Source organism: Mesorhizobium sp. WSM4935 (genome assembly GCF_029625735.1).
Lineage (GTDB): Bacteria > Pseudomonadota > Alphaproteobacteria > Rhizobiales > Rhizobiaceae > Mesorhizobium.
Genome location: NZ_JARTVR010000006.1, coordinates 129897 through 152483, shown reverse-complemented (window position 1 = coordinate 152483; position 22587 = coordinate 129897). Strand labels below are relative to the sequence as shown.

Here is a 22587-nt window from a genome sequence, read left to right as displayed (position 1 = left end):
GAGGTCTGTTTCGTCCGGTTATTCGCCGAGAGCGTCGTCGAGCAGCGCGGCGAGCTGGCTGAGATGCTTCGACATCAACCCTGTCGCCGGCGAGGCCGAGGCCGGCCGCCCGGTGTAGCGCACCCGCTGATGCTTGGCGTCGATATGCGCCAGCACCCATTCGAGATAGGGATCGATGAACGACCAGGCGCCCATGTTCTTGGGCTCCTCCTGGCACCACACCATCTCGGCATTGCGGAAACGCGACAATTCGGTGATCAGCGCCTTGGCCGGGAACGGATAGAGCTGTTCGACGCGCAGCAGATAGATGTCGTTGATGCCGCGCTTCTCGCGCTCCTCATAGAGATCGTAATAGACCTTGCCCGAACAGAGCACGACGCGGCGGATCTTGGAGTCCTTCACCAGCTTGATTGGCTGGTTGGCCAGGAGCTGCGCATCGTCCCACAACAGCCGGTGGAACGAGCTTTCGCCCGCCATCTCCGACAGCGTCGACACCGCGCGCTTGTGGCGCAACAGCGACTTCGGCGTCATCAGGATCAGCGGCTTGCGGAAGTCGCGCTTCAGTTGCCGGCGCAGGATATGGAAGTAGTTGGCCGGCGTGGTGACGTTGGCGACCTGCATGTTGTCTTCGGCACAGAGCTGCAGGAAGCGCTCCAGCCGCGCCGACGAGTGCTCCGGCCCCTGGCCCTCATAGCCATGCGGCAACAGGCAGACCAGGCCCGACATTCTGAGCCACTTGCGCTCGCCCGACGAGATGAACTGGTCGAACACCACCTGGGCGCCATTGGCGAAGTCGCCGAACTGCGCCTCCCAGAGCGTCAGCGCCTTGGGCTCGGCCAGGCTGTAGCCATATTCGAAGCCGAGCACCGCCTCTTCCGAGAGCATCGAGTTGATGACCTCGTAGCCGGCCTGCGCCGCCGAGAGATTGTTGAGCGGGATGTAGCGGGTCTCGTCGCGCTGGTCGTAAAGCACCGAATGGCGCTGCGAGAAGGTGCCGCGTTCCGAATCCTGGCCGGAAAGCCGGATCGGGTTGCCGTCGAGCAGGATGGCGCCGAAAGCCAGCGCCTCGGCCGTCGACCAGTCGATGCCTTCGCCGGATTCGATCGCCTGGCGGCGGTTTTCGAGGAAGCGCAGGATGGTCTTGTGCGCCTCGAAATCCTTCGGCACGTCGGTCAGCTTCTTGCCGATCTCCTTCAGCGTGCGCACTGGCACGGCCGTCTTGCCGCGCCGCTGTTCGTCCTGATTGTCGGCGGTGCGCAGGCCCGACCACGCGCCGTCCAGCCAGTCGGCCTTGTTCGGCTTGTAGTGCTGGCCGACTTCAAATTCGGCCTCGAGATGCGCACGCCAGTCGGCCCGCATCTTGTCGACCTCGGCCTGGGTGACGTGGCCTTCGGCGATCAGCCGGTCGGCATAGATCTGCACCGTCGTCTTATGGTTGCGGATGTTGCGGTACATGATCGGCTGGGTGAAGGACGGCTCGTCGCCCTCATTGTGGCCGAAGCGGCGGTAGCAGAACATGTCCACCACCACCGGCTTGTGGAACTTCATGCGAAATTCGGTCGCAACCTTGGCGGCATGCACCACCGCCTCCGGATCGTCGCCGTTGACGTGGAAGATCGGCGCTTCGATCATCTTAGCCACATCCGACGGATAGGGCGACGAACGCGAGAAGCGCGGATTGGTGGTAAAGCCGATCTGGTTGTTGATGATGAAATGCAGCGTGCCGGCGACGCGATGACCGCGCAGGCCGGACAGCCCGAACATTTCGGCGATCACGCCCTGCCCGGCAAACGCCGCGTCGCCGTGGAGCAGCAGCGGCATCACCTTGGCGCGTTCCGACAGGGGCACGATCTCGCCGCGCTCGCGGCCGGCGAGCTGGTCCTGCTTGGCGCGCGCCTTGCCCATCACCACGGGGTCGACGATTTCCAGATGCGAGGGGTTGGCCGTCAGCGACAGATGCACCTTGTTGCCGTCGAACTCGCGGTCCGACGAGGCGCCGAGATGGTACTTCACGTCGCCCGAGCCCTCGACGTCGTCCGGCGCGGCCGAGCCGCCCTTGAACTCGTGGAAGATGGCGCGGTGCGGCTTGCCCATCACCTGGGAAAGCACGTTGAGGCGGCCGCGATGCGCCATGCCGAGCACGACCTCCTTGAGGCCGAGCTGGCCGCCGCGCTTGATGATCTGCTCCAGCGCCGGGATCAGCGCTTCGCCGCCGTCGAGGCCGAAGCGCTTGGTGCCCTTGTACTTGACGTCGATATATTGCTCGAAACCCTCGGCCTCGATCAGCTTCGACAGGATCGCCTTCTTGCCGGTTGCGGTGAAGGTGATCTCCTTGTCGGCGCCTTCGATGCGGGCCTGGATCCAGGCCTTCTCTTCCGGATCGGAGATATGCATGAACTCGACGCCGAGCGTCGAGCAATAGGTGCGGGTCAGGATGTCCAGCATCTGCCGGATGGTGCCGAATTCGAGCCCGAGCACATTGTCGAGAAAGATCGGCCGGTCGTAGTCGGCTTCGGTGAAGCCGTAATTCTCCGGCGACAGCTCGTTATAGTCTTCGAGCGGCTTGGCAATGCCGAGCGGGTCGAGATTGGCATGCAGGTGGCCGCGCATGCGGTAGGCGCGGATCATCATGATGGCGCGCACGGAATCGCGCGTCGCCTGGTGCACGTCGGCGTCGGAAAGCACGGCGCCGTTGACGACAGCCTTTTCCTTCACCTTCTTTTCGATCGCCCTCTCGACCAGGCCCCAATTGCCGTCGAGCGCCGAGACCAGCTCGCCATTGGCCGTCGGCGGCCAGGAAGGCTTCGCCCAGGAGGCGCCCTTGGCGTTCTTGCGCACGTCGCCAGCGTCATCCTTCAGCGCGGCGAAGAAATCCTGCCACTCCGGATCGACCGAAGCCGGATTGTCCTCATAGGCGGCATAGAGCGCGTCGATATAGTCGGCATTGCCGCCATAGAGGAATGAGGTGAGCGAGAATTGGTCGTTGGCCTGATCTTGTCTTGCCATTTTTATCTGCGGAGCCCGGCTCCGTCTCCTGTTCGGAGGGGAATAAGGGAATAAGGGAGTAGGGCAGTAGGGAAAGTGGCATTTGTTGCCGCGCGCCCCGTTCTTCCTATTCCCTTACTCCCCTACTCCCTTACTGCCTTAACCCTTGATCGCCTCGACCAGCGTCGTGCCGAGCCGCGCCGGAGAGGGCGAGACCCTGATGCCGGCCGATTCCATCGCCGCGATCTTGTCTTCCGCGCCGCCCTTGCCGCCCGAGATCACCGCGCCCGCATGACCCATGGTGCGGCCCGCCGGCGCCGTGCGCCCGGCGATGAAACCCGCCATCGGTTTCTTGCGGCCGCGCTTGGCTTCGTCCTTGAGGAACTGCGCGGCGTCTTCCTCGGCCGAGCCGCCGATCTCGCCGATCATGATGATCGACTTGGTCTCGTCGTCGGCAAGGAACATCTCCAGCACGTCGATGAATTCGGTGCCCTTGACCGGGTCGCCGCCGATGCCCACCGCCGTGGTTTGGCCGAGGCCGACATTGGTGGTTTGGAAGACTGCCTCATAGGTAAGTGTTCCCGAGCGCGAAACAACGCCCACCGAGCCCTTACGGAAGATGTTGCCGGGCATGATGCCGATCTTGCATTCGTCGGGCGTCAGCACGCCCGGGCAGTTGGGGCCGATCAGCCGCGAGGCCGAGCGGTCGAGCCGCGCCTTGACCTTGACCATGTCCATCACCGGGATGCCTTCGGTGATGCAGACGATCAGCGGGATTTCGGCCTCGATCGCCTCGATGATGGCTTCGCCCGCGCCCGCTGGCGGCACATAGATGACCGATGCGTTGGCGCCGGTCCTTGCCTTGCCTTCGGCCACCGTGGCGAAGATCGGCAGGCTTTCGCCCTTCGAGCCGGTCCAGGTCTCGCCGCCCTTCTTCGGATGGATGCCGCCCACCATCTTGGTGCCGTGATAGGCCAGCGCCTGCTCGGTGTGGAAGGTGCCGGTCTTGCCGGTCAGGCCCTGCACCAGCACCTTGGTATTCTTGTCGACGAGAATGGACATCGCGGCCCTTTTCTAAAAACCGTTGATCGTGGAAGGCGAGACGCGCCGGTAGAGCCCGCTCACCATGTCTTGCCAGGCGTCGCTGCCCGTAGGCTTGAACTGAAGTCTCATGCGATAAGTATCGGCGCCGTCAAAACCATATGTCACGCGGGCTGCGCCGCGCGGCGACGACCGCTCCAGGACCAGTTCGTTGCCGTTCCACGTACCAGTGGCCGGTGACATCGGCACGAACCCCATCGAGTCGAACTGATGCATGGTGGCGAGTCCGTTCTGCTGGTCGAAGCCGAACACATTGTGCGCGCCGAACGAGACCGTGCCGTCGCGGCGCTGGCGATAGCGCTGCACCACGAACAGGCCGCCGAACTGCGCCTCTGTCAGCACTTCCGAAGTCGCCGCGCCGGCATCGGTCCATTGCGTCGCCGCCACCTCTTCCTCGCCGCGCCACGCGCCGACCAGCGCCTGCAGGCGTTGGTGAGCATCCGAGAGGGAGGAGAAGGGCGACGCGTTCATGGCTCAGAGCCGCTTCAGGTCGGTGACGGTGAGGTCACTCCGGGCATTGCCGGTGTTGAGCGTCGTCGCCGGCTCGAACATCAGCACCACGGGCTCCTTCGTCAGCGAGCGCGGCCGATGCTCGACGCCGCGCGGCACGACGATGAAGTCGCCCTCGCCGAGCTCGACCGGCCCGTCGCGGAAATCGATGGCGATCCTGCCGCGCAGCACCAGGAAAGCCTCGTCCTCATGGTCATGCGCATGCCAGTCGAAGACCTCGCCGAACTTGGCGACCTTCGCTTGGGCATCGTTGACGTCGCCGGCGATGTGCGGATCGAAGACCTTGGCGATCTTTTGATCCGCAGCCTCAACCAAGTTTATCTTGCGCGGAGGCATCCTATGACCTCCGCCCTTGAAGTTCCGACTTCAGGTCACGCAGCACGGCTACAATTTCCCGATTCGTCTCGACGAGCTCACGAATAGCGGTCGCGTTGTCATGGCCGGCAAGTTCCCGGGCTCGCACATACTGCTTTAGAGTGACGAGACCCCAGATCCAGATCACCAGGAAAATCGCCATCGGCAGCCATGCAATGACGTATCCAAGCAAGCTTTGCGTGGCGTCCTGTTCCACAGCCGCTCAGCCCTTCACCGCCTTGACGATCTTCTTGGCCGCGTCGTCGAGGTCGTCGGCCGAGACGACATTCAGGCCGCTGTCGTTGATGATCTTCTTGCCGAGCTCGGCATTGGTGCCTTCCAGCCGCACCACCAGCGGCACCTTCAGCCCCACTTCCTTGACGGCGGCGATCACGCCCTCGGCGATGACGTCGCACTTCATGATGCCGCCGAAGATGTTGATCAGGATGCCTTCGACCGCCGGATCCTTGGTGATGATCTTGAACGCCGCCGTGACCTTTTCCTTGGAGGCGCCGCCGCCGACGTCGAGGAAGTTAGCCGGCTCAGCACCGTAGAGCTTGATGATGTCCATCGTCGCCATGGCAAGGCCTGCGCCATTGACCATGCAGCCGATATTGCCGTCGAGCGCGACATAGGCGAGGTCGAACTTCGACGCCTCGATCTCCTTCTCGTCCTCTTCGGTGGTGTCGCGCAATTCCATCACGTCCGGGTGGCGGAACAGCGCGTTGTTGTCGAACGACACCTTTGCGTCGAGCACGCGCAGATGCCCGTCCTTCATGACGATCAGCGGGTTGACCTCGAGCAGGCTCATATCCTTCTCGACGAAGGCCTTGTAGAGCGTCGGGAACAGCGAGACGCCGTCCTTGGCCGCATCGCCGTCAAGCTTCAGCGCGCCGTTGAGCGTCTTCACGTCGTCCGCCGTCACGCCTTTTTCCGGATCGATGGCGACGGTGACAATCTTTTCCGGCGTGTCATGCGCGACCGTCTCGATGTCCATGCCGCCCTCGGTCGAGACGACGAAGGCGATGCGGCCGACCGAGCGGTCGACCAGGATCGACAGATAAAGCTCGCGGGCGATGTCGGCGCCGTCCTCGATATAGAGCCGGTTGACCTGCTTGCCGGCAGGCCCGGTCTGCTTGGTGACCAGCGTGTGGCCGAGCATCTCGTTGGCGTTGGCGACGACTTCCGCCGCCGACTTCGCCAGCCGCACGCCGCCCTTGGCGTCGGGGCCGAGCTCCTTGAACTTGCCCTTGCCGCGGCCGCCGGCATGGATCTGGCTCTTCACCACATAGAGCGGACCGGGCAGCGCCTTGGCGGCAGCTTCCGCCTCGCTCGCCTTGAACACCGGGACGCCGCTTGCGACCGGCGCGCCGAACGTCTTCAGCAGCGCCTTGGCCTGATACTCATGGATGTTCATGCGCTTGGTCTCCGGGTAGGACGATTACTTGCCGGCGAGATGCGGGGCGATCTTGGTGCAGGCCTCGGTCAGGCCCTGGACGGCCGCGACCGAATTGTCGAACATCTTCTGCTCGGCCTTGGACAGTTCGATCTCGATGACGCGCTCGACGCCGCCGGCGCCGATCACCACCGGCACGCCGACATAGGTGCCCTTGACGCCATACTGGCCCGACAGATGCGCAGCACACGGCAGCACGCGCTTCTTGTCCTTGAGGTAGGATTCGGCCATGGCGATCGCCGAGGCGGCCGGCGCGTAATAGGCCGAGCCGGTCTTGAGCAGGCCGACGATTTCGGCGCCGCCGTCGCGGGTGCGCTGCACGATCTGGTCGAGCTTTTCCTTCGAAGTCCAGCCCATCTTGACGAGATCGGGCAGCGGGATGCCGGAGACGGTCGAATAGCGGATCATCGGCACCATCGAGTCGCCATGGCCGCCGAGCACGAAGGCGGTGACATCCTCGACCGAGACCTTGAACTCCTCGGCCAGGAAGTAGCGGAAGCGGGCGCTGTCGAGCACCCCGGCCATGCCGACGACATGGCTGGTCGGCAGGCCGGAAAACTTCTGCAGCGCCCACACCATCGCGTCGAGCGGGTTGGTGATGCAGATAACGAAGGCCTTCGGCGCGTACTTCTTGAGGCCGGCGCCGACCTGTTCCATCACCTTAAGGTTGATGCCGAGAAGGTCGTCGCGGCTCATGCCCGGCTTGCGCGGCACGCCGGCGGTCACGATGCACACATCCGCGCCCTCGATGCCGGCATAGTCGTTGACGCCGGTCAGCCGGGAATCGAAGCCGTCGACCGGCGAGGACTGCGCTATGTCGAGGCCCTTGCCCTGCGGAATGCCCTCGGCGATATCGAACAGCACCACGTCCCCGAGATCCTTGAGGCCGATCATATGGGCGAGCGTGCCGCCGATCATGCCCGAGCCGATAAGCGCTATCTTGTTGCGTGCCATGATGAGGATGTTTTCCCTTTGTCTGTGACGAGGTCGTGACGGGGCCGGGAGGCCGAAAGGATGCGGGAAACCGCGGGATTTGGCCGCACCGAATAGCGCCGGCCAAAGAAAAATTCAAACGATTATTTCGACTCCTGTATTTTCAATCGGTTAGATGCTTTGGGAATTACGTAAACGTCAAAGTTTATGAGCCGACTGAGGAGAATTTACACAATGAACGTCGAAATCCGAAGGCTTCATCCCGGCGATGACGCTGTTGTGATGCGATGGTAAATCTCCCCCTTGAGGATCTCTCCCTGTGTGAGGGATGCCCGGCAGGGCAGAGGGGCGCGGGAAGGATCGCCAGCCTGTCCTTCGTCATTCTAGGGCGGAGCAAGGAGCGAAGCGACGCGCGCAGACCCTGGAATCCATGCCGTGACGCACGAGCGCCGCGACGGTGCAGAACGTTCACCAGCCAATTCCGCGAAACAGCTCGAACCACTCCGGATTGGTCTTTTCGATCAAATCAATCTTCCACTGTCGTGGCCAGCGCTTCAATGACGTCTCACGCTGGATGGCGTCGGTGATCTCGACATCCTCCTGTACCAGACGAGACGCTGCACACCGTAACGGCTGGTGAAGCTGGAGCCTTGGCCGGTCTTGTGCTCGGGCATGCGACGAGCAAGGTCGTTGGTAGATCGTGCCGCCTTTTTGGCTTGCGGTCATGTAGAAGCCGGTCATGCTGCGATCTTACCCCGCGCTATCGCTAACGGCTATTCTGGGCCGTTGCATTCTACGGCCAATGTCACGGCATGGATTCTAGGGTCTGCGCGCGTCGCCTCGCTCCTTGCTCCGCCCTAGAATGACGAAGATACGCCGCCGCTTCAGCTGCCGCGGCGGACTTCACCAACCTGCCACGGTACAAAGAGAGCGGCGGAACAACATTCTATCCCTGCGCCTGCCTTGCCTCTGCTACCGGCGCCACCTCTCGCCGTTCCGTCCAGCTTTCCAGCCAGTCGCGGCTCTGCATTTCGACCAGGCGCGAGGCGGTGCGCTCGAATTCGAATACCTCCGTGCCGCGCTTGGCCGTGTAGAGCCTTTCGGGCGTCGCCGCGGCGCTCATCACCAGCCGCATGTGGTGATCGTAGAGCGTGTCGATCAAAAGGATGAAGCGCTTGGCCTCGTTGCGCTTCCCTTCGCCCAGCACCGGCACATGGTCGATGAAGACGGTCGAGAAGCGGTCGGCGATCGCCAGATAGTCGCGCGCGCCGAGCGGCTTTTCGCAGAGTTCGGCGAAGGAAAAGCGCGCGGCGTCGCCCGCGGCGCGCGGCACGACGAGCTGGCGGCCTTTCAGCGTCAGTGTCACCGCTTCGGTCGGCCTGCCATGCGTCATCGCCCTCCAGGCCTCATCCAGCGCGCGATCGGCCGAAGCGTCGGCCGGCGTGACATAGACCGGCAGACGATTGAGCTTTTCCTGCCGGTAGTCCTTCTCGGCGTCGAGCGTCATCACATGGGCATTGCGCTCGAGCAGCGAGATGAACGGCAGGAAGAGCTGGCGGTTCAGCCCGTCGCGATAAAGGTCTTCCGGCGCTACGTTGGAGGTGGCGACCAGCACCACGCCATTGGAAAACAGCGCCGAGAACAGCCGCGACAGGATCATCGCGTCGGCGATGTCGGTGACGGAGAATTCGTCGAAGCACAGCACCCAGGCTTGGTCGGCGAGTGCCCGCGCCACCGGCGGGATCGGGTCGTCTTCCTTGACCGTGCCTTCCTTGCGCGCCTGCCGGTGCTTCTGGATGCGGTCCTGCACATCGGCCATGAAGTCGTTGAAATGCACGCGGCGCTTGCGCCGCACCGGCAACAGCTCGAAGAACATGTCCATCAGCATGGTCTTGCCGCGACCGACGCCGCCATGGATGTAGAGGCCCTTGACCGGCTCGCGAGGCTGCCGCTTGGCCGCGAACAGCCAGCCCAGCGCGCTCGATTTATGCGCCAGCCTTTTGGCCGAGATCTCGTCGATCAGCCGGTCGAGCGCGGCGATGATGCGCTCCTGCGCCGGATCGCGCTCGACCGCGCCGCTCTGGACGAGATGATCGTAGCGCTGCTTGACGGTCGCGTGGGTCTGGAGGCCGTCACGCAGGTGCATGGTTCACGTCGTCTATATTGAGCACAATGATGGGTGCAGGAAGCCGCCGCTTACAGGCCGGCCTCACCTGAATATCAGCACACTCTCGCCCTACCTTGTAAGCGAGATCGGCTGCCCATTGGAAGTCTGGCCGTCGAACTTTTCGCCCCCCGAGGAATAGAGCCTGGCCAGCGTGCCGCCATTTTCGTCGTAAAGCGTTAGCTGCTTGCCGGCGACATTCCACGACTTGATGCCGTCGATCGGCGCCGGGCAGTGCAGCGGACCGGCGCGGTAGCCGGCGCCGAACTTGGTCTGCGGCGTCGCCACCTTGCAGCTCTGCCCGGAGACATTGACGTTCCACACGCCGGCGACGCTGGCCGCGGTGAGGTCGGTGGCGCCGGCGGGCGCCGTGCCGTCCGGCGGCAGCGAAGCGACCTGGGTGTTCTTCGGCGCGGTCGGGAATTGCGAAGGATCGGTGGTGCCAGGGGAAGCCGGCGGCGGCAGCTGGTTCTGCGTCACCGTGCCGGACGGCGCCGGCGTCAGCGGCGCCGGCTGCTGGTCGTCCATCGACGAGAAGCGCGAGGTCGAACAGCCGCTCGCAACCAGCGCGGCCAGCGATACGGCCACGAGGCCGCTCCGCGAAAAGGGGCGGGTCATCGAAAAATTCATCAAAACCTCCGTCGGATCCGGCCGGGGGGGAGCCATCCGCGTAATCTTCGCTTCACCAAGACGGCGAAGGTGGCAGAATTTCAACCCGATATGGTTAAAATAGGGTTTTCGGGCCGGCTGTTGCAAATTTGCCGCAGCAAGAAACAGCATCGGGAACGCCGGCGGCGGATGCCGCTAAACTGTTGAAATGGCGGTGCTAAATTCGGACGCTGGGCACGAACACATAGCCGTCCGGACCGACGATGTAGCATTCACGCAGCCCATGCGGCTTGTCGATCGCGCCGGCCAGCACGATGTGGCCGAGCGCCGCCGCCTTTTTCTCGACCGCATCCGGATCGGCGCCGTAAAAACGCAGCTCTATGCCGGCGCCGCGTGTCTCGGCGCCCGAAGTGACCCCAGTCATTGGATTGTCGAGATAGGAATGGTCGGCATGCAGCATGAAGATCGAGCCCAAAAGCTCGATCGCCGCGAAATCCTCATCGGCATAGACGATCCTGGCGCCGAGCACTTCGCGGCAGAAGGTCTCCATCGCCGCCATGTCGGTGACCAGAAGGTTGACGCCGACCCCATGCGGCAGCGAGCGGCCGAAATCCTCGGCCTTCATCCACGGTGTCTTGGTCCGCTTCATCGCCATGGCGGTCGTCCCCTCTCACCCGATCTTAATGGAAGAGGGCTTCGCTCGTTGGCATTCGCCAGCAAAATGCTTGCGCCAGGCGGACGCTTCCTTATCTCACGAAGGACCGAGCCGGCGGGAAGAGAGAATGACCGCGAGAAAAAGAACCGCCAACCGCTATTATAGCGGCCCGCCCAGCGATCATTTCGACGGCGCCTTGTTCTTCAACCCCGGCGGCAAGCCGCCCGGGCGCTTCAGCGATCTCCTCAGATGGCAGTTCGGCGGCAAGCGGGCGAAATGGCCGGCCGCCTTTCCGAGCCCCCATCCGCTGGCAAAACCGGAGGGTCGGCTCGATGGCGGCGCGCTTCGGCTCACCATGGTTGGCCATGCGTGCCTGCTCATCCAGACGGCGGGCCTGAACATCCTGACCGATCCAATCTGGTCGGAGCGCGCTTCGCCCTTCGCCTTTGCCGGTCCGAGAAGGGTCAATGCGCCTGGCATCGCCTTTGCCGACCTGCCGCCGATCGACCTGGTCCTGGTCAGCCACAATCACTACGACCATCTCGACCTCGCCACGCTGAGGCGGCTGAAGGAGAGCCACGACCCGCTGGTGATCACGCCGCTCGGCAACGACGCCGTCATCGGCCGCGCTGTGCCTGGCATGCGCCTCGGCGCGCATGATTGGGGCGACCGGGTCGACATCGGCGCGGCCGCCATCCATGTCGAGCCGGCGCATCACTGGTCGGCGCGTGGCGGACGCGACCGCCGCATGGCGCTGTGGGCGGGCTTTGTCATCGAAACGGCGGGCGGCAATATCTATTTCGCCGGCGACACCGGTTTCCATGACGGCATCAACTACCGGCTGATGGCGGAAAAGCATGGCGGCTTCCGCCTCGCCATCCTGCCGATCGGCGCCTATGAGCCGCGCTGGTTCATGGCGCCGCAGCATCAGAACCCTGAGGAGGCCGTGCAAGGCATGAAGCTCTGCAATGCCGCCTTCGCCGCCGGCTGCCACTGGGGCACCTTCCATCTCACCGACGAGCCGGTCGAGGAGCCGGCCCAGAAACTGGCCGAGGCATTGGCTGCCGAAGACCTGCCGCCGGAGCGTTTCCGCGCCTTGCGGCCGGGCGAGCTATGGGACGTGCCGGCCATCTACAAAGGAACTCAAAGCGGCCAAACACGTTGATCCGCCGACGCAATTTCGCCGGAGCTTCCCATGATCAAATGGATCATCATCCTTCTCATCATTGCCGCAGCCGCGAGCCTTCTCGGCATGCCGGCTTTAGCCGGCGCGGCCGCTACCGGCGCGCGCATCCTCATCGGCATCGTGCTGATCATCTTCCTGCTAATCGTGCTCGGGGTCTTCGCAGTAACTTAGGCGCGACCTCCGTCGCGGCGCGGCGTTTACGCCGTGACCGAGTTTATTGCCGGACTGGTAATTCCCCCCCGTTTCCGCCATATAGCGGCCTAAACGGATTGGCCTAAACGGATTGGAATGACCGGTTAGATGGCAGGCACCGCCCCCTTCGCCAAGATGAATGGTATCGGCAACGAGATTATCGTTGCCGATATGCGTGGCCGCGCCGACAAGGTGACGGCGACGGCGGCGATCGCCCTCAACGCCGATGCGGCGACCAGGTTCGACCAGATCATGGCGATCCATGACGCGCGCACGCCGGGCACCGCCTATTATATCGACATCCTGAATTCCGACGGCAGCAGCGCGCAGGCCTGCGGCAACGGCACGCGCTGCGTCGTGCAGGCTCTGGCCGCCGAGACCGGCCAGAAGAGCTTCACCTTCGAGACCCGCGCCGGAATCCTCAATGCTCAGGAGCATGCCGACGGCACGATCTCGGTCGACATGGGCAAGCCGCGTTTCGGCTGGCAGGAGATCCCGCTGGCGGAAGAATTTCGCGACACCCGCATGATCGAGCTGCAGATCGGCCCGATCGACGCGCCGGTGTTGCATTCGCCCTCGGCCGTGTCGATGGGCAATCCGCACGCCATCTTCTGGGTCGACAATGACGTCTGGTCCTACGAACTCGACCGCTTCGGCCCGCTGCTCGAAAACCATCCGATCTTCCCCGAGCGCGCCAACATCACCATTGCCCAGGTGACGTCGCCTGAAAGGATGATCATCCGCACCTGGGAGCGCGGCGCGGGCCTCACCAAGGCCTGCGGCTCGGCCGCCTGCGCCGCCGTCGTCGCTGCCGCCCGCACCAAGCGCACCGGCCGCAGCGTCTCGCTGCTGACGCCCGGTGGCGGCGAACTCAATGTCGAATGGCGCGACGACGACCACGTCATCCTGACCGGTGCTGCCGAATGGGAGTTTTCCGGCAGCTTCGATCCCTCGACCGGCGCCTGGGCCCGCGACACCGAAAGCGCCGCCTGATGTCCGCCCTTCAAAAAGGCGCGCCCCAAGCCCCCGCCGGCAAGGGCATCGACGTCGTCACCTTCGGCTGCCGCCTCAACACCTATGAATCGGAAGTGATGCGTCGCGAGGCCGAGAGCGCTGGCCTGGGCGCGCTGCAAGGCGGGGCCGTCATCTTCAACACCTGCGCCGTCACTGCGGAAGCGGTGCGCCAGGCCAAGCAGGCGATCCGCAAGGCGCGCCGCGAGAATCCTTCGGCGCGCATCATCGTCACCGGCTGCGCGGCGCAGACCGAGCCGCAGAATTTCGCCGCCATGGACGAGGTCGACCTCGTGCTCGGCAATGAGGAGAAGCTCAAGGCCAATTCCTACCGCGCGCTGCCCGATTTCGGCGTCAATGACACCGAGAAGGCGCGTGTCAACGACATCTTTTCGGTGCGCGAGACGGCAGGCCACATGGTCGACGCCATCGAGGCCCGGGCGCGCGCCTTCGTCCAGGTGCAGAATGGCTGCGACCATCGCTGCACCTTCTGCATCATTCCCTATGGCCGCGGCAATTCGCGCTCCGTGCCGATGGGCGCGGTGGTCGAGCAGGTCAAGCGTCTCGCCGGCAACGGCTATGCCGAGATTGTTTTGACCGGCGTCGACATGACCAGTTTCGGCGCCGACCTGCCGGGCGCGCCAAAACTCGGAAAGCTGGTGAAGACGATCCTGCGCCAGGTGCCGGATGTGAAGCGGCTGAGATTGTCCTCCATCGATTCCATCGAGGCCGACGACGACCTGCTCGATGCCATCGCCACCGAGCGTAGGCTGATGCCGCATCTGCATCTGTCGCTGCAGTCGGGCGACGACATGATCCTGAAGCGCATGAAGCGCCGCCATCTGCGCGACCAGTCGATCCGCTTCTGCGAGGACGTGCGCAAGCTGCGCCCGGGTGTCGTCTTCGGCGCCGACATCATCGCCGGCTTCCCGACCGAGACCGAGGCGATGTTCGAGAATTCGGAGAGGATCGTCGAGGAGTGCGGGCTGACGCATCTCCACGTCTTCCCCTTCTCACCGCGCGAGGGCACGCCCGCCGCGCGCATGCCGCAAGTCCGCCGCGAGGTGGTAAAGGCGCGCGCCGCAAGGCTGCGCGCCGCCGGCGAGGCCGCCTATCGCCGCCACCTTTCATCGCTTCCCGGCACGAGGCAGTCGATCTTGATCGAGCGCGATGGGCTCGGACGCACCGAAGGATTCACGCTGGCCGCGATCGGCACCGGCGCGCCCGGCGAGATCGTCGATGCCGTGATCACCGGCCATGACGGCGCCCGCCTGATTGCGGCGCCCTCTGCCGCGCAAGCCGCCTAAGACTGCGAGACGCATGGCTGGTTTCTTCAAGAAGATATTTTCGTTCGGCAGGAAAGAGGTCGTCGAGGAGCGCGCCGACGAGGCGCTGCCGCCGATCAAATGGGATCAGCTGGAGGCGCTGAAGCCGGAGGCCGAGCAGGCAGCGCCCCACCCTCCCCTCGATGGGGAGGGTCGCCACGAAGTGGCGGGGCGGGGTGATAGCGCCGACGCCGGCGCCGGTCACCCCCACCCCCGAGCTGCGCTCGGGACCTCCCCCATCGAGGGGGAGGTAGAACCGGCGCCTCAGCAGGTTCCCGAGGAGCCGAAGCCGGAGCCCGCTCCGACCATTCCGCCGACGCCGGAGCCGATCGTACCCGCCGAGCCGGAACCGTTGCCACAGCCTGAGCCCGAAGAGGAGCCGCAGCCGGCGCCCGAAAAGCCGGAGCCGCCAGCCCCCCAGGAAGTGCCGCCGGCGCAGCCCGAACCTTTACCCGCGCCGGCACCGGAGCCCGAACCCGCACCGCAGGAAGTGCCCGCACCGGCGCCGACTCAGCCGGACATCGAGCCTTCGCGTCCGAAACCGCAGCCCGAGCCGGCACCGGCCGAAGTGCCCACGCCGCCTGCCGAAGCCCCGGTCGAGACGCCGGCGCCCATCGGGATTCCGCCGGCGGAGGCACCTTCTGCGGAACCATCCGCCGAAGCCGACGCCGAAATCTCGCCCCCTATTCGACAGCCGGTGCCCGTCGAGCCGCAGCCGATCCTTGCCGAGATCGCACCGGAACCGGAAGCCGTGCCGTCGCCGCCAAAGCCCGCCGCCGGCAAGGTGACGGTCTCAAAAAAGGTCGAGCAGCAAGCCGAGCCGCAAAAGGCGCCGGAGCCGGCGCCGCGACGCTCCTGGTTCCAGCGCATGCGCGATGGGCTCGCCCGCTCCTCGCGCGAGCTCACCGGCAACATTGCCGGCGTCTTCACCAAGCGAAAGCTGGACGAGGACACGCTGCAGGACCTGGAGGACGTGCTGATCCGCGCCGACCTTGGTGTGGAGACGGCGCTGCGCGTCACCGACTCGCTCGCTTCCAGCCGCTATGGCCGCGACGTTTCCGACTCTGAGGTCCGCGCCGTGATGGCGGCGGAGGTGGAGAAGGTGCTGACGCCGGTGGCAAAGCCGCTAGAGCTCGATCTCAGCCACAAGCCGCATGTCATCCTGGTTGTCGGCGTCAACGGCACCGGCAAGACCACCACCATCGGCAAATTGGCCGCCAAGCTCACCGATGGCGGCCTCAAGGTGATGCTGGCCGCCGGCGACACGTTCCGCGCCGCCGCGATCGAGCAGCTCAAGATCTGGGGCGAGCGCACGAAATCGCCCGTCATCGCCACCAAGCTCGGCGCCGATGCGGCGGGCCTTGCCTATGACGCCTTCGAGAAGGCGAAAGAGGCCGGCTCCGACGTGCTGATCATCGACACGGCCGGCCGCCTGCAGAACAAGACCGAGCTGATGGCCGAGTTGGAAAAGATCGTGCGCGTGCTGGGCAAGCTCGATCCGGAAGCGCCGCACACGGTGCTGCAGACGGTCGACGCCACCACCGGTCAGAACGCGCTGAGCCAGGTCGAGATCTTCCGCAACGTTGCCGGCGTCAATGGGTTGGTGATGACCAAGCTGGACGGCACGGCACGCGGCGGTATTCTGGTGGCGATCGCCGCCAAGCACAGATTGCCGGTCTATTTCATCGGCGTCGGCGAGCAGGTCGACGACCTCGAACCATTTTCCGCCAGCGAATTCGCCAGGGCGATCGCCGGCGTGGCCTGAACAAAGACGTGATCTTGAGGTCGCCTGCTTTTTGGCCAGATCATGCGCAAGAAGGACTTTTATGAACATCCTCGAACGCGACCCGTCCGATCCTCGCCGCAAGCCGATGAATCCCGGCTTGAAGTTCCTGCTCGAGCTCGGACCGGGGCTGGTGTTCTTCTTCACCACCATCCGCGGCGAGTGGCTGGCCGAAAAATTTCCGGTGCTCGCCCATCTCGGCGAGCCGATCCTGATCGCCACCGCCTTCTTCATGGTGGCGACTGCGCTTTCGCTGAGCGCCTCCTGGCTGCTCACGCGCAGCCTGCCGCTGATGCCGCTGGTATCCGCGATCGTCGTCTTCGTCTTCGGCGCGCTGGCGCTTTACCTGCAGGACAAGACCTTCGCCTTCATGAAGCCGACGATCATCAACTCGCTGTTCGGCGTCACGCTGCTCGGCGGGCTGCTGTTCGGCCGCTCGCTGCTCGGCTACGTCTTCGATTCCGCCTTTCAGCTCGATGCCGAGGGCTGGCGCAAGCTGACCTTCCGCTGGGGCCTGTTCTTCCTGTTCCTGGCCGTGCTCAATGAGATTGTCTGGCGCAACTTTTCCGAGGCGACCTGGCTTTATTTCAAGGTCTGGGGCACGATCCCGATCACCTTGCTGTTCACCTTCAGCCAGATGCCGCTGATCATGCGCCATTCGCTCGAGGAAAAACCCAAGGAAGAGAAGGCCGGCAACTAAAGCAATTCCAGGAAAAGTGTGACGCGGTTTTCCGTCCGGAATTGCGTCAGAATAAGAGGGGGGCGATATGGAATTCCTCACCACGCGTGACGAGCTGAGGACGATCTACAAGACGCCCCAGCCGACCGACGGCTCGATCCGCAAGGAACTGAAAAGCCTCGACGGCCATTGCCGCTCCTTCATCGGCAAGAGCCCCTTCGTGCTGATCGGCTCCTCCGACGGCGCCGGCAATGCCGATGTGACGCCCAAGGGCGACAAGCCAGGCTTCACGGCGATCCTCGACAACAACACCATCGCCATTCCCGATCGTCCGGGCAACAACCGGCTGGACACGCTGGAAAACATCATCCGCAACCCGTCGGTCGGGCTGCTCTTCCTGATCCCCGGCATGAACGAGACGCTGCGCGTCAACGGCGATGCCCGCATCACCGTCGACCCCGCCTTGCGAGAACGCCTGGCCGTCGACGGCAAGGAACCGCAAAGCGTGATCGTGGTGACGGTGAAGGCCGCCTATATGCACTGCGCCAAGGCCTTCATGCGCTCCGATCTCTGGAAGCCGGAGACCTGGTACGACCGCGCGACCCTGCCGACGCTCGGCCAGATCATCCGCGACCAGCTGGCGCTCAGCGAAAGCGCGGGCGAGATCGATCGCGAACTGGACGACGATTACCGGCAGACCATGTGGTAGGCTTCGCGGACGACACACACTTTCGTCCGGCTCTCTCTTGATCGACATCATCGCCATATCGGGCAGCCTGCGCGCCGCCTCGACCAATTCGGCCCTGGTGGCGGCCTTGGCCGCCAAAGCGCCCGCCGATTGCCGCCTCGATATTTATGATGGTCTCGGCCGGTTGCCGATCTTCAACCCCGACGATGAGGGCGGGCGCACGCCGCCCGAAGCAGCGCGCCTGATCGAGATGATCACCCGCGCCGACGGCGTCATCGTCTCCTGCCCGGAATATGCGCATGGCGTGCCGGGCGGCATGAAGAACGCGCTCGACTGGCTGGTGTCGCGCGACGCCGCCGTCGGCAAGCCGGCGATGCTGGTCCATGCCTCGCCCCGTTCGCTCTATGCGCGCGCTGCGCTGGCCGAGATCATGCGGACCATGTCGTTCGCGATGTATGAGGAGACGGCGCTGGAGATCGCGCTGCTGGGCAAGAAGCCGGCTGAGATGGAAGCGATTCTGGCGAAGGACGCGAACCGGCGGGCCATGCGTGAGGCGGTGCGGGCTTTTGTCGAGTTTATCGGCGGACGGTGAACGGCCCTTCCCTTCTCCCCTTGTTGTGGAGAAGGAAGAGCCCTACCCCTTCCGCAGCGTCTCGACATCGGTCTTGCCGACATACCAGTCGCGAGCGTTGACCTCCTCGAACACGACCCAGACATCGTTGTTGCCAAGCCCGGTGGCCTCCATGATGGCCGCCGTCACCTTCCTGGCGATGTCAGCCTTCTTGCCGGCCGGATCGGCCGCGATCACTTCCTTGACGATGCGGATGTTGACGAATGGCATGATGTCGCTCCTTTGAATTCGCTACTTGCCGGGAGACTGTTTCGAAATTCGCTCCGGCGAGCCATATGGTGGTGGTCTCGAGAATCGAAGCGGATCGGACATTCAAGCCCGTGAGCACCGGCCTACGCCGGCCGTAGCCTTAATTCCCACACCGTCTCGAGTGCTTCGCCCGGCGAATGCCGGAAGCGCAGAAACCGCCAGCAGATGGCCGCCGGAGTAGAATTTCCAAACAGTCTTGCCTCAATAAGTTTTGGCCCCATTCACCATCAGCCGCACCATGTAGAGCGAGGTGGTGCCGGCGATGTAGAGACAGTTGAGCTTGTTGCCGCCGAACACGCAGTTGGCAGTCACCTCCGGCACCTTGACCTTGCCGATCAGCGTCCCGTCAGGGTCGTAGCAATGGATGCCGTCGGCAGCACTTGTCCAGATGCGTCCGTCGGAATCGAGCCTGAACCCGTCGAACAGGCCGGCGGTGCAGTCGGCGAACACCTTGCCGCCCGAAACCTTCTTGCCATGCTTGTCGACGTTGAAGACGCGCATATGCGCGGGGTTCTTCTCGCCATGCGTGCGGCCGGTGTCGACGACATAGAGGAGGCTTTCGTCGAGCGAGAAGGCGAGCCCGTTCGGCCGCACCATATCGGTGATGACGGCCTCGACATCGCCCGTCTCCGGATCGACGCGATAGACATTGCAGGCGCCGATCTCGCTTTCGGCCTTGTCGCCTTCATAGTCGGTGTCGATGCCGTAGCTCGGATCGGTGAACCAGATCGAGCCATCGGAACGCACCACCACGTCGTTGGGCGAGTTCAGCCGCTTGCCTTTCCATTTCTCGGCGATGGTGGTGATCGAGCCGTCATGTTCGGTGCGGCTGACGCGGCGGCCGGAATGCTCGCAGGTCACCAGCCGGCCCTGCCGGTCGACGGTGTTGCCGTTGGAGTTGCCCGACGGCTGCCGGAACACGCTGACGCTGCCGTCGGTCTCGTCATAGCGCAGCATGCGGTTGTTCGGGATGTCGGACCATACGACATAGCGGCCGGCCGCGAACCAGGCCGGTCCTTCCGCCCAGCGGCATCCGGTGAACAGTTTTTCCACCTGCGCGCTGCCGTTGAACAGGCGCGCGAAGCGCGGATCGAGAATTTCGTAATAGTCAGCGGCCGCCATCAATTTCCTCCCGGCATCAGGTGACGGGCGGATCAAGCCAGCCCGAAGCCAATCTGGCAAGACGGCAGGCCGGTATTTTGTATGACAAAAAGGATGAGAACTGCGTGAAGAGGCCAGTCTCGCGGGCCGCGCTGGGCGCATGGTCCGTTAGGCTCCAATTAACCGGCTATGCGCTGGTTGCAATGGTGCATTGCAACATCTTTCTTTTGCAATGCACCACACCTATGTCATGCTCGCAATCGTCAGGGAGGAAAAACTAAAAGGAACCCTGTCATGTTCGACAATCTTGTCTCCCGCGCCCGCGCCAGCATCGCCAAGCGCCGTCATTACAACCGCCTCGTCGCCGAAATCGAGAATCTGTCCAGCCGCGATCTCGCCGATCTGCGCGCCGACCGTTCCGAGATGCTCTACCAGGTCCACAAGCAGATCTACGGCTGAGTCTTTTTCGACCCAGCACGGCCCCGCGGCGCATTGAGATTCAGATCAGGCCGAGTCGAAAGTGGTGGCTTCCGAGAACCGGAGCGGAGCGTACTTAGAGTAGGTGAGCACCGGAAGCGCAGGAAGCCGGCACTTGCAGGCCGGCTTCACCTGAATATCAATGCGCCGCCAGCGCTTTCTCGATCTGCGGCAGGAGCAACGCCCTCACCGAGTCGGGCGTCAGCGGCCCGACATGCTTGTAGGCGATCTTGCCGTCCCTGCCGATGACGAAGGTCTCGGGCACGCCATAGACGCCCCAGTCGATCGCCGCGCGTCCGGCCGGATCGACTCCGATCGCCTGGTACGGATTGCCGAGATCGCCCAGGAAGCGGCGGGCGTTTTCCGGCTGATCCTTGTAGTTCAGCGCGGCAAGCGTGAAGCGCTTGTCCTGCGACAGGCCGAGCAGCACCGGATGCTCTTCGCGGCACGGCGCGCACCAGGACGCGAACACATTGACCAGCGTCACCTTGCCGGCAAAGTCTTTTGACTCAAGCCCCGGCAGATTGGCTCCCTCGAGCGGCGGCAGGCTGGTCTGCGGCGCCGGCAGGCCGATCAGCGCCGAGGGGATTTCCGAGGCGTCGCGGCCCGAGAGCAGTTGCGACAGGAAAAGCCCCGCCAGCCCCAGGAACACCAGCAGCGGCAGAAGCACGAAAAGGCGGCGGCGCGGCGACGGCGCTTCGGTTTCAAGGCTCATGGCTTGACGGCCTTGTCGGAGCGCCGCCGCACACCGGCGGCCTCGAGCGCGGCAAGCTCGCGCTTGCGCGCCCGCTGGTCGAGCAGGATCCAGCCGATCAGCCCAGCGAGCACGACAGCCGTGATGGCATAAGCGGCGGTGACGAACAGGGCGTGCGCGCTCATAGCGGCCGCTCCCTGTCTTTGGCCATGTCAACCGTTCCGATCATAGCTTTCCATAACCCCCCACCAGCCGATCCGCAATTTGCCGCGGTGCCGCAGTGAGGCAACGTTCTCGCAACCTCAATCCGTCCCATGCCGCAGCGCCAGCGCTGCCGCCAGGGGACCCAGCACCGCAAGGAACAGCGTCAGCGCGGCAAGAATGAGGAAGGGCTGCAGGAACGGCGCCGGATCGGCGACGGCGCCATAGCTTGCCGAAACGCCGAAGATCAGCACCGGAATGGTCAAAGGCAGCACCAGCACCGAGATCAGCAGCCCGCCGCGCGGCAGCGCCACCGCCACCGCGGCGCCGGCCGCGCCGATGAAGGTGATGGCCGGCGTGCCGACGAGAAGCGTGAGCGCCGTGGCTCCGATGCCGAGCGGTTCCATGTTCATGAACAGGCCGAGCAGAGGTGCCGCGACCACCAGCGGCAGCACGCTGCCCGTCCAGTGCGCCAGGCATTTCGTCAGCACCGTCAGCGCCAGCATGTGGCGGTCGCCGTTGAGCACCAGGAGATCGAGCGAGCCGTCCTCGCGGTCGGCCTGGAAGAGGCGATCGAGCCCGAGCAGGCATGCGAGCAGCGCCGCGATCCACAGGATCGCCGGGCCGATGCGGGCGAGCAGGTTGAGGTCGGGTCCGACGCCGAAAGGGATGGTGGCGATGACGGCGAGGAAGAAGATGACGCCGATCAGCGCCCCGCCGCCGGCACGGATGGAAAGGCGGATGTCGCGGAGGAAGAGCGACCACATTACAAGGTGGCCCCCTGGTTAGGTCCGCGTTCCTTCGCGCCCCCCTCTGTCCTGCCGGACATCTCCCGCACAAGGGGGGAGATCAGCCGTCGCAGGCGATTTCGCCAATCACCAACGTTCGCAAGATGAGCGGGGCGCCGAAGCTGCCAATCTCCCCCCAAGTGGGGGAGATGGCCGGCAGGCCAGAGGGGGGCGCCGTAGAGCACCGACATCAAAGAACCTGCCCCATCCCCAACACCTTCGCCCCCTCCAGCCCCAACGGCAGATGCGTCGCCGCCACCACGATCCCTCCACCGCGCAGATGCGCCTTCATCAAGCCCGCGAACCGTTCCTCAGAGGCCTTGTCCAGCCCCGCCGTCGGCTCGTCGAGCAGCCAGACCGGCCGCCGGCTGACCAGAAGCTTCGCGATCGAGGCCCGCCGCCTCTGCCCGGTCGACAGATAGCCGAAGGGCAGATGCCCGAGACCGCCGAGCGCCACTGTCTCCAGCGCCTCCTCCACGCCCAGTCCGGGCTCGCCCTGAAACGCGCGCCAGAAGCCGAGATTCTCCTCGACGCTGAGCGCCGTCTTCATCGCGTTGAGATGGCCGAGATAATGCGAGGCGGAGGCGACCGTCGGGAAGGCCTCGCCGCCGCCCTCGAATCGCACCTTGCCCTCGGCGGCCGGCAGCAGGCCGGCGACGATCCTCAGCAGCGTCGATTTGCCCGCGCCGTTCGGCCCGGTGACGATGAGCGCCTCGCCCTTGTCTAGCGCGAAGCCGATGTTGGAAAAAACCGTCTCGCCGCCGCGCTCGCCGCCCAGATTTTCGGCGATCAGCCGCATTCTTTGCCCGTCCCGA

26 protein-coding genes are annotated in these 22587 nt (G+C 64.4%); 9 read left to right on the top strand and 17 right to left on the bottom strand.

Annotated features, from left to right (window positions below):
* Window positions 1-18: 18 nt before the first annotated feature.
* From P9273_RS16750 to P9273_RS16700, 11 genes are all read right to left on the bottom strand, one after another.
* The gene (locus P9273_RS16750; RefSeq protein ID WP_278049904.1) at window positions 19-3006 is read right to left on the bottom strand and encodes a 2-oxoglutarate dehydrogenase E1 component; all 2988 of its coding nucleotides are present in this window, start codon (window positions 3004-3006) and stop codon (window positions 19-21) included.
* Window positions 3007-3144: 138 nt separating this feature from the next.
* Window positions 3145-4047, bottom strand: coding sequence for a succinate--CoA ligase subunit alpha (sucD, locus tag P9273_RS16745; RefSeq protein ID WP_278049903.1), 903 nt, complete (start codon window positions 4045-4047; stop codon window positions 3145-3147).
* Window positions 4048-4059: 12 nt separating this feature from the next.
* Window positions 4060-4557, bottom strand: a complete 498-nt coding sequence (locus P9273_RS16740) for a DUF1579 family protein (RefSeq protein ID WP_278049902.1) — start codon at window positions 4555-4557, stop codon at window positions 4060-4062.
* A 3-nt stretch (window positions 4558-4560) separates the two neighbouring features.
* Entirely contained in the window at window positions 4561-4932 is a 372-nt protein-coding gene (locus P9273_RS16735) for a cupin domain-containing protein (protein WP_041010995.1), read from the bottom strand.
* 1 nt (window position 4933) lies between these two features.
* The gene (locus tag P9273_RS16730; protein ID WP_127240721.1) at window positions 4934-5167 is read right to left on the bottom strand and encodes a hypothetical protein; all 234 of its coding nucleotides are present in this window, start codon (window positions 5165-5167) and stop codon (window positions 4934-4936) included.
* Between the two features lie 6 nt (window positions 5168-5173).
* A complete protein-coding gene (sucC, locus tag P9273_RS16725) occupies window positions 5174-6367 on the bottom strand; it encodes an ADP-forming succinate--CoA ligase subunit beta (RefSeq protein ID WP_278049900.1) in 1194 nt (397 codons plus the stop codon).
* A 24-nt stretch (window positions 6368-6391) separates the two neighbouring features.
* Window positions 6392-7360 carry a malate dehydrogenase gene (gene mdh / locus P9273_RS16720; protein WP_278049899.1) on the bottom strand — a complete coding sequence of 323 codons (969 nt, stop codon included), beginning with the start codon at window positions 7358-7360 and terminating at the stop codon, window positions 6392-6394.
* 447 nt (window positions 7361-7807) lie between these two features.
* Window positions 7808-8080 carry a GIY-YIG nuclease family protein gene (locus P9273_RS16715; protein ID WP_442920230.1) on the bottom strand — a complete coding sequence of 91 codons (273 nt, stop codon included), beginning with the start codon at window positions 8078-8080 and terminating at the stop codon, window positions 7808-7810.
* A gap of 205 nt (window positions 8081-8285) precedes the next feature.
* Entirely contained in the window at window positions 8286-9485 is a 1200-nt protein-coding gene (zapE, locus tag P9273_RS16710) for a cell division protein ZapE (RefSeq protein ID WP_278049898.1), read from the bottom strand.
* A gap of 90 nt (window positions 9486-9575) precedes the next feature.
* Window positions 9576-10121: a protease inhibitor Inh/omp19 family protein gene (locus tag P9273_RS16705; protein WP_040996538.1), complete on the bottom strand. Its 546-nt coding sequence runs from the start codon at window positions 10119-10121 to the stop codon at window positions 9576-9578.
* Between the two features lie 208 nt (window positions 10122-10329).
* Window positions 10330-10767 (bottom strand): VOC family protein, encoded by a 438-nt coding sequence (locus P9273_RS16700; RefSeq protein WP_278049897.1) that lies wholly within the window; start codon window positions 10765-10767, stop codon window positions 10330-10332.
* Between the two features lie 127 nt (window positions 10768-10894).
* Here P9273_RS16700 and P9273_RS16695 point away from each other — a divergent pair, with 127 nt between their 5' ends.
* The 8 genes from P9273_RS16695 (at window position 10895) to P9273_RS16660 (ending at window position 18223) form a co-directional block, all read left to right on the top strand.
* A complete protein-coding gene (locus tag P9273_RS16695) occupies window positions 10895-11932 on the top strand; it encodes an MBL fold metallo-hydrolase (protein WP_278049896.1) in 1038 nt (345 codons plus the stop codon).
* Between the two features lie 30 nt (window positions 11933-11962).
* Window positions 11963-12124 (top strand): DUF1328 family protein, encoded by a 162-nt coding sequence (locus tag P9273_RS16690; RefSeq protein WP_040987840.1) that lies wholly within the window; start codon window positions 11963-11965, stop codon window positions 12122-12124.
* Between the two features lie 129 nt (window positions 12125-12253).
* The gene (gene dapF / locus P9273_RS16685; RefSeq protein WP_278049895.1) at window positions 12254-13138 is read left to right on the top strand and encodes a diaminopimelate epimerase; all 885 of its coding nucleotides are present in this window, start codon (window positions 12254-12256) and stop codon (window positions 13136-13138) included.
* Entirely contained in the window at window positions 13138-14463 is a 1326-nt protein-coding gene (gene mtaB / locus P9273_RS16680; RefSeq protein ID WP_278049894.1) for a tRNA (N(6)-L-threonylcarbamoyladenosine(37)-C(2))-methylthiotransferase MtaB, read from the top strand. The genes dapF and mtaB overlap by 1 nt, the downstream gene beginning before the upstream one ends.
* A gap of 13 nt (window positions 14464-14476) precedes the next feature.
* Window positions 14477-16246: a signal recognition particle-docking protein FtsY gene (gene ftsY / locus P9273_RS16675; protein WP_278049893.1), complete on the top strand. Its 1770-nt coding sequence runs from the start codon at window positions 14477-14479 to the stop codon at window positions 16244-16246.
* A gap of 61 nt (window positions 16247-16307) precedes the next feature.
* The gene (locus P9273_RS16670; RefSeq protein WP_040996340.1) at window positions 16308-16964 is read left to right on the top strand and encodes a septation protein A; all 657 of its coding nucleotides are present in this window, start codon (window positions 16308-16310) and stop codon (window positions 16962-16964) included.
* 67 nt (window positions 16965-17031) lie between these two features.
* On the top strand, window positions 17032-17652 hold the full coding sequence (locus P9273_RS16665; protein ID WP_278049892.1) for a pyridoxamine 5'-phosphate oxidase family protein: 621 nt from the start codon (window positions 17032-17034) through the stop codon (window positions 17650-17652).
* A gap of 37 nt (window positions 17653-17689) precedes the next feature.
* Entirely contained in the window at window positions 17690-18223 is a 534-nt protein-coding gene (locus P9273_RS16660; protein WP_278049891.1) for an NADPH-dependent FMN reductase, read from the top strand.
* A gap of 42 nt (window positions 18224-18265) precedes the next feature.
* On the opposite strand, the gene P9273_RS16655 is transcribed toward P9273_RS16660, so the two are convergent.
* Both P9273_RS16655 and P9273_RS16650 read right to left on the bottom strand, forming a co-directional pair.
* Window positions 18266-18472, bottom strand: a complete 207-nt coding sequence (locus P9273_RS16655) for a tautomerase family protein (RefSeq protein WP_278049890.1) — start codon at window positions 18470-18472, stop codon at window positions 18266-18268.
* Between the two features lie 240 nt (window positions 18473-18712).
* Window positions 18713-19633: an SMP-30/gluconolactonase/LRE family protein gene (locus P9273_RS16650; RefSeq protein ID WP_040996334.1), complete on the bottom strand. Its 921-nt coding sequence runs from the start codon at window positions 19631-19633 to the stop codon at window positions 18713-18715.
* Window positions 19634-19906: 273 nt separating this feature from the next.
* Here P9273_RS16650 and P9273_RS16645 point away from each other — a divergent pair, with 273 nt between their 5' ends.
* On the top strand, window positions 19907-20071 hold the full coding sequence (locus tag P9273_RS16645; protein ID WP_116390116.1) for a hypothetical protein: 165 nt from the start codon (window positions 19907-19909) through the stop codon (window positions 20069-20071).
* Window positions 20072-20228: 157 nt separating this feature from the next.
* Here the strand turns inward: P9273_RS16645 and P9273_RS16640 are convergent, their stop codons facing one another.
* The 4 genes from P9273_RS16640 to ccmA form a co-directional block, all read right to left on the bottom strand.
* Entirely contained in the window at window positions 20229-20804 is a 576-nt protein-coding gene (locus P9273_RS16640) for a DsbE family thiol:disulfide interchange protein (protein WP_278049889.1), read from the bottom strand.
* Window positions 20801-20968, bottom strand: a complete 168-nt coding sequence (ccmD, locus tag P9273_RS16635; protein ID WP_040996332.1) for a heme exporter protein CcmD — start codon at window positions 20966-20968, stop codon at window positions 20801-20803. Before ccmD ends, P9273_RS16640 begins: the two co-directional genes overlap by 4 nt.
* Before the next feature lie 117 nt (window positions 20969-21085).
* Entirely contained in the window at window positions 21086-21751 is a 666-nt protein-coding gene (ccmB, locus tag P9273_RS16630) for a heme exporter protein CcmB (RefSeq protein ID WP_278049888.1), read from the bottom strand.
* Between the two features lie 211 nt (window positions 21752-21962).
* On the bottom strand, window positions 21963-22571 hold the full coding sequence (gene ccmA, locus P9273_RS16625) for a heme ABC exporter ATP-binding protein CcmA (protein ID WP_278049887.1): 609 nt from the start codon (window positions 22569-22571) through the stop codon (window positions 21963-21965).
* Window positions 22572-22587: the final 16 nt, after the last annotated feature.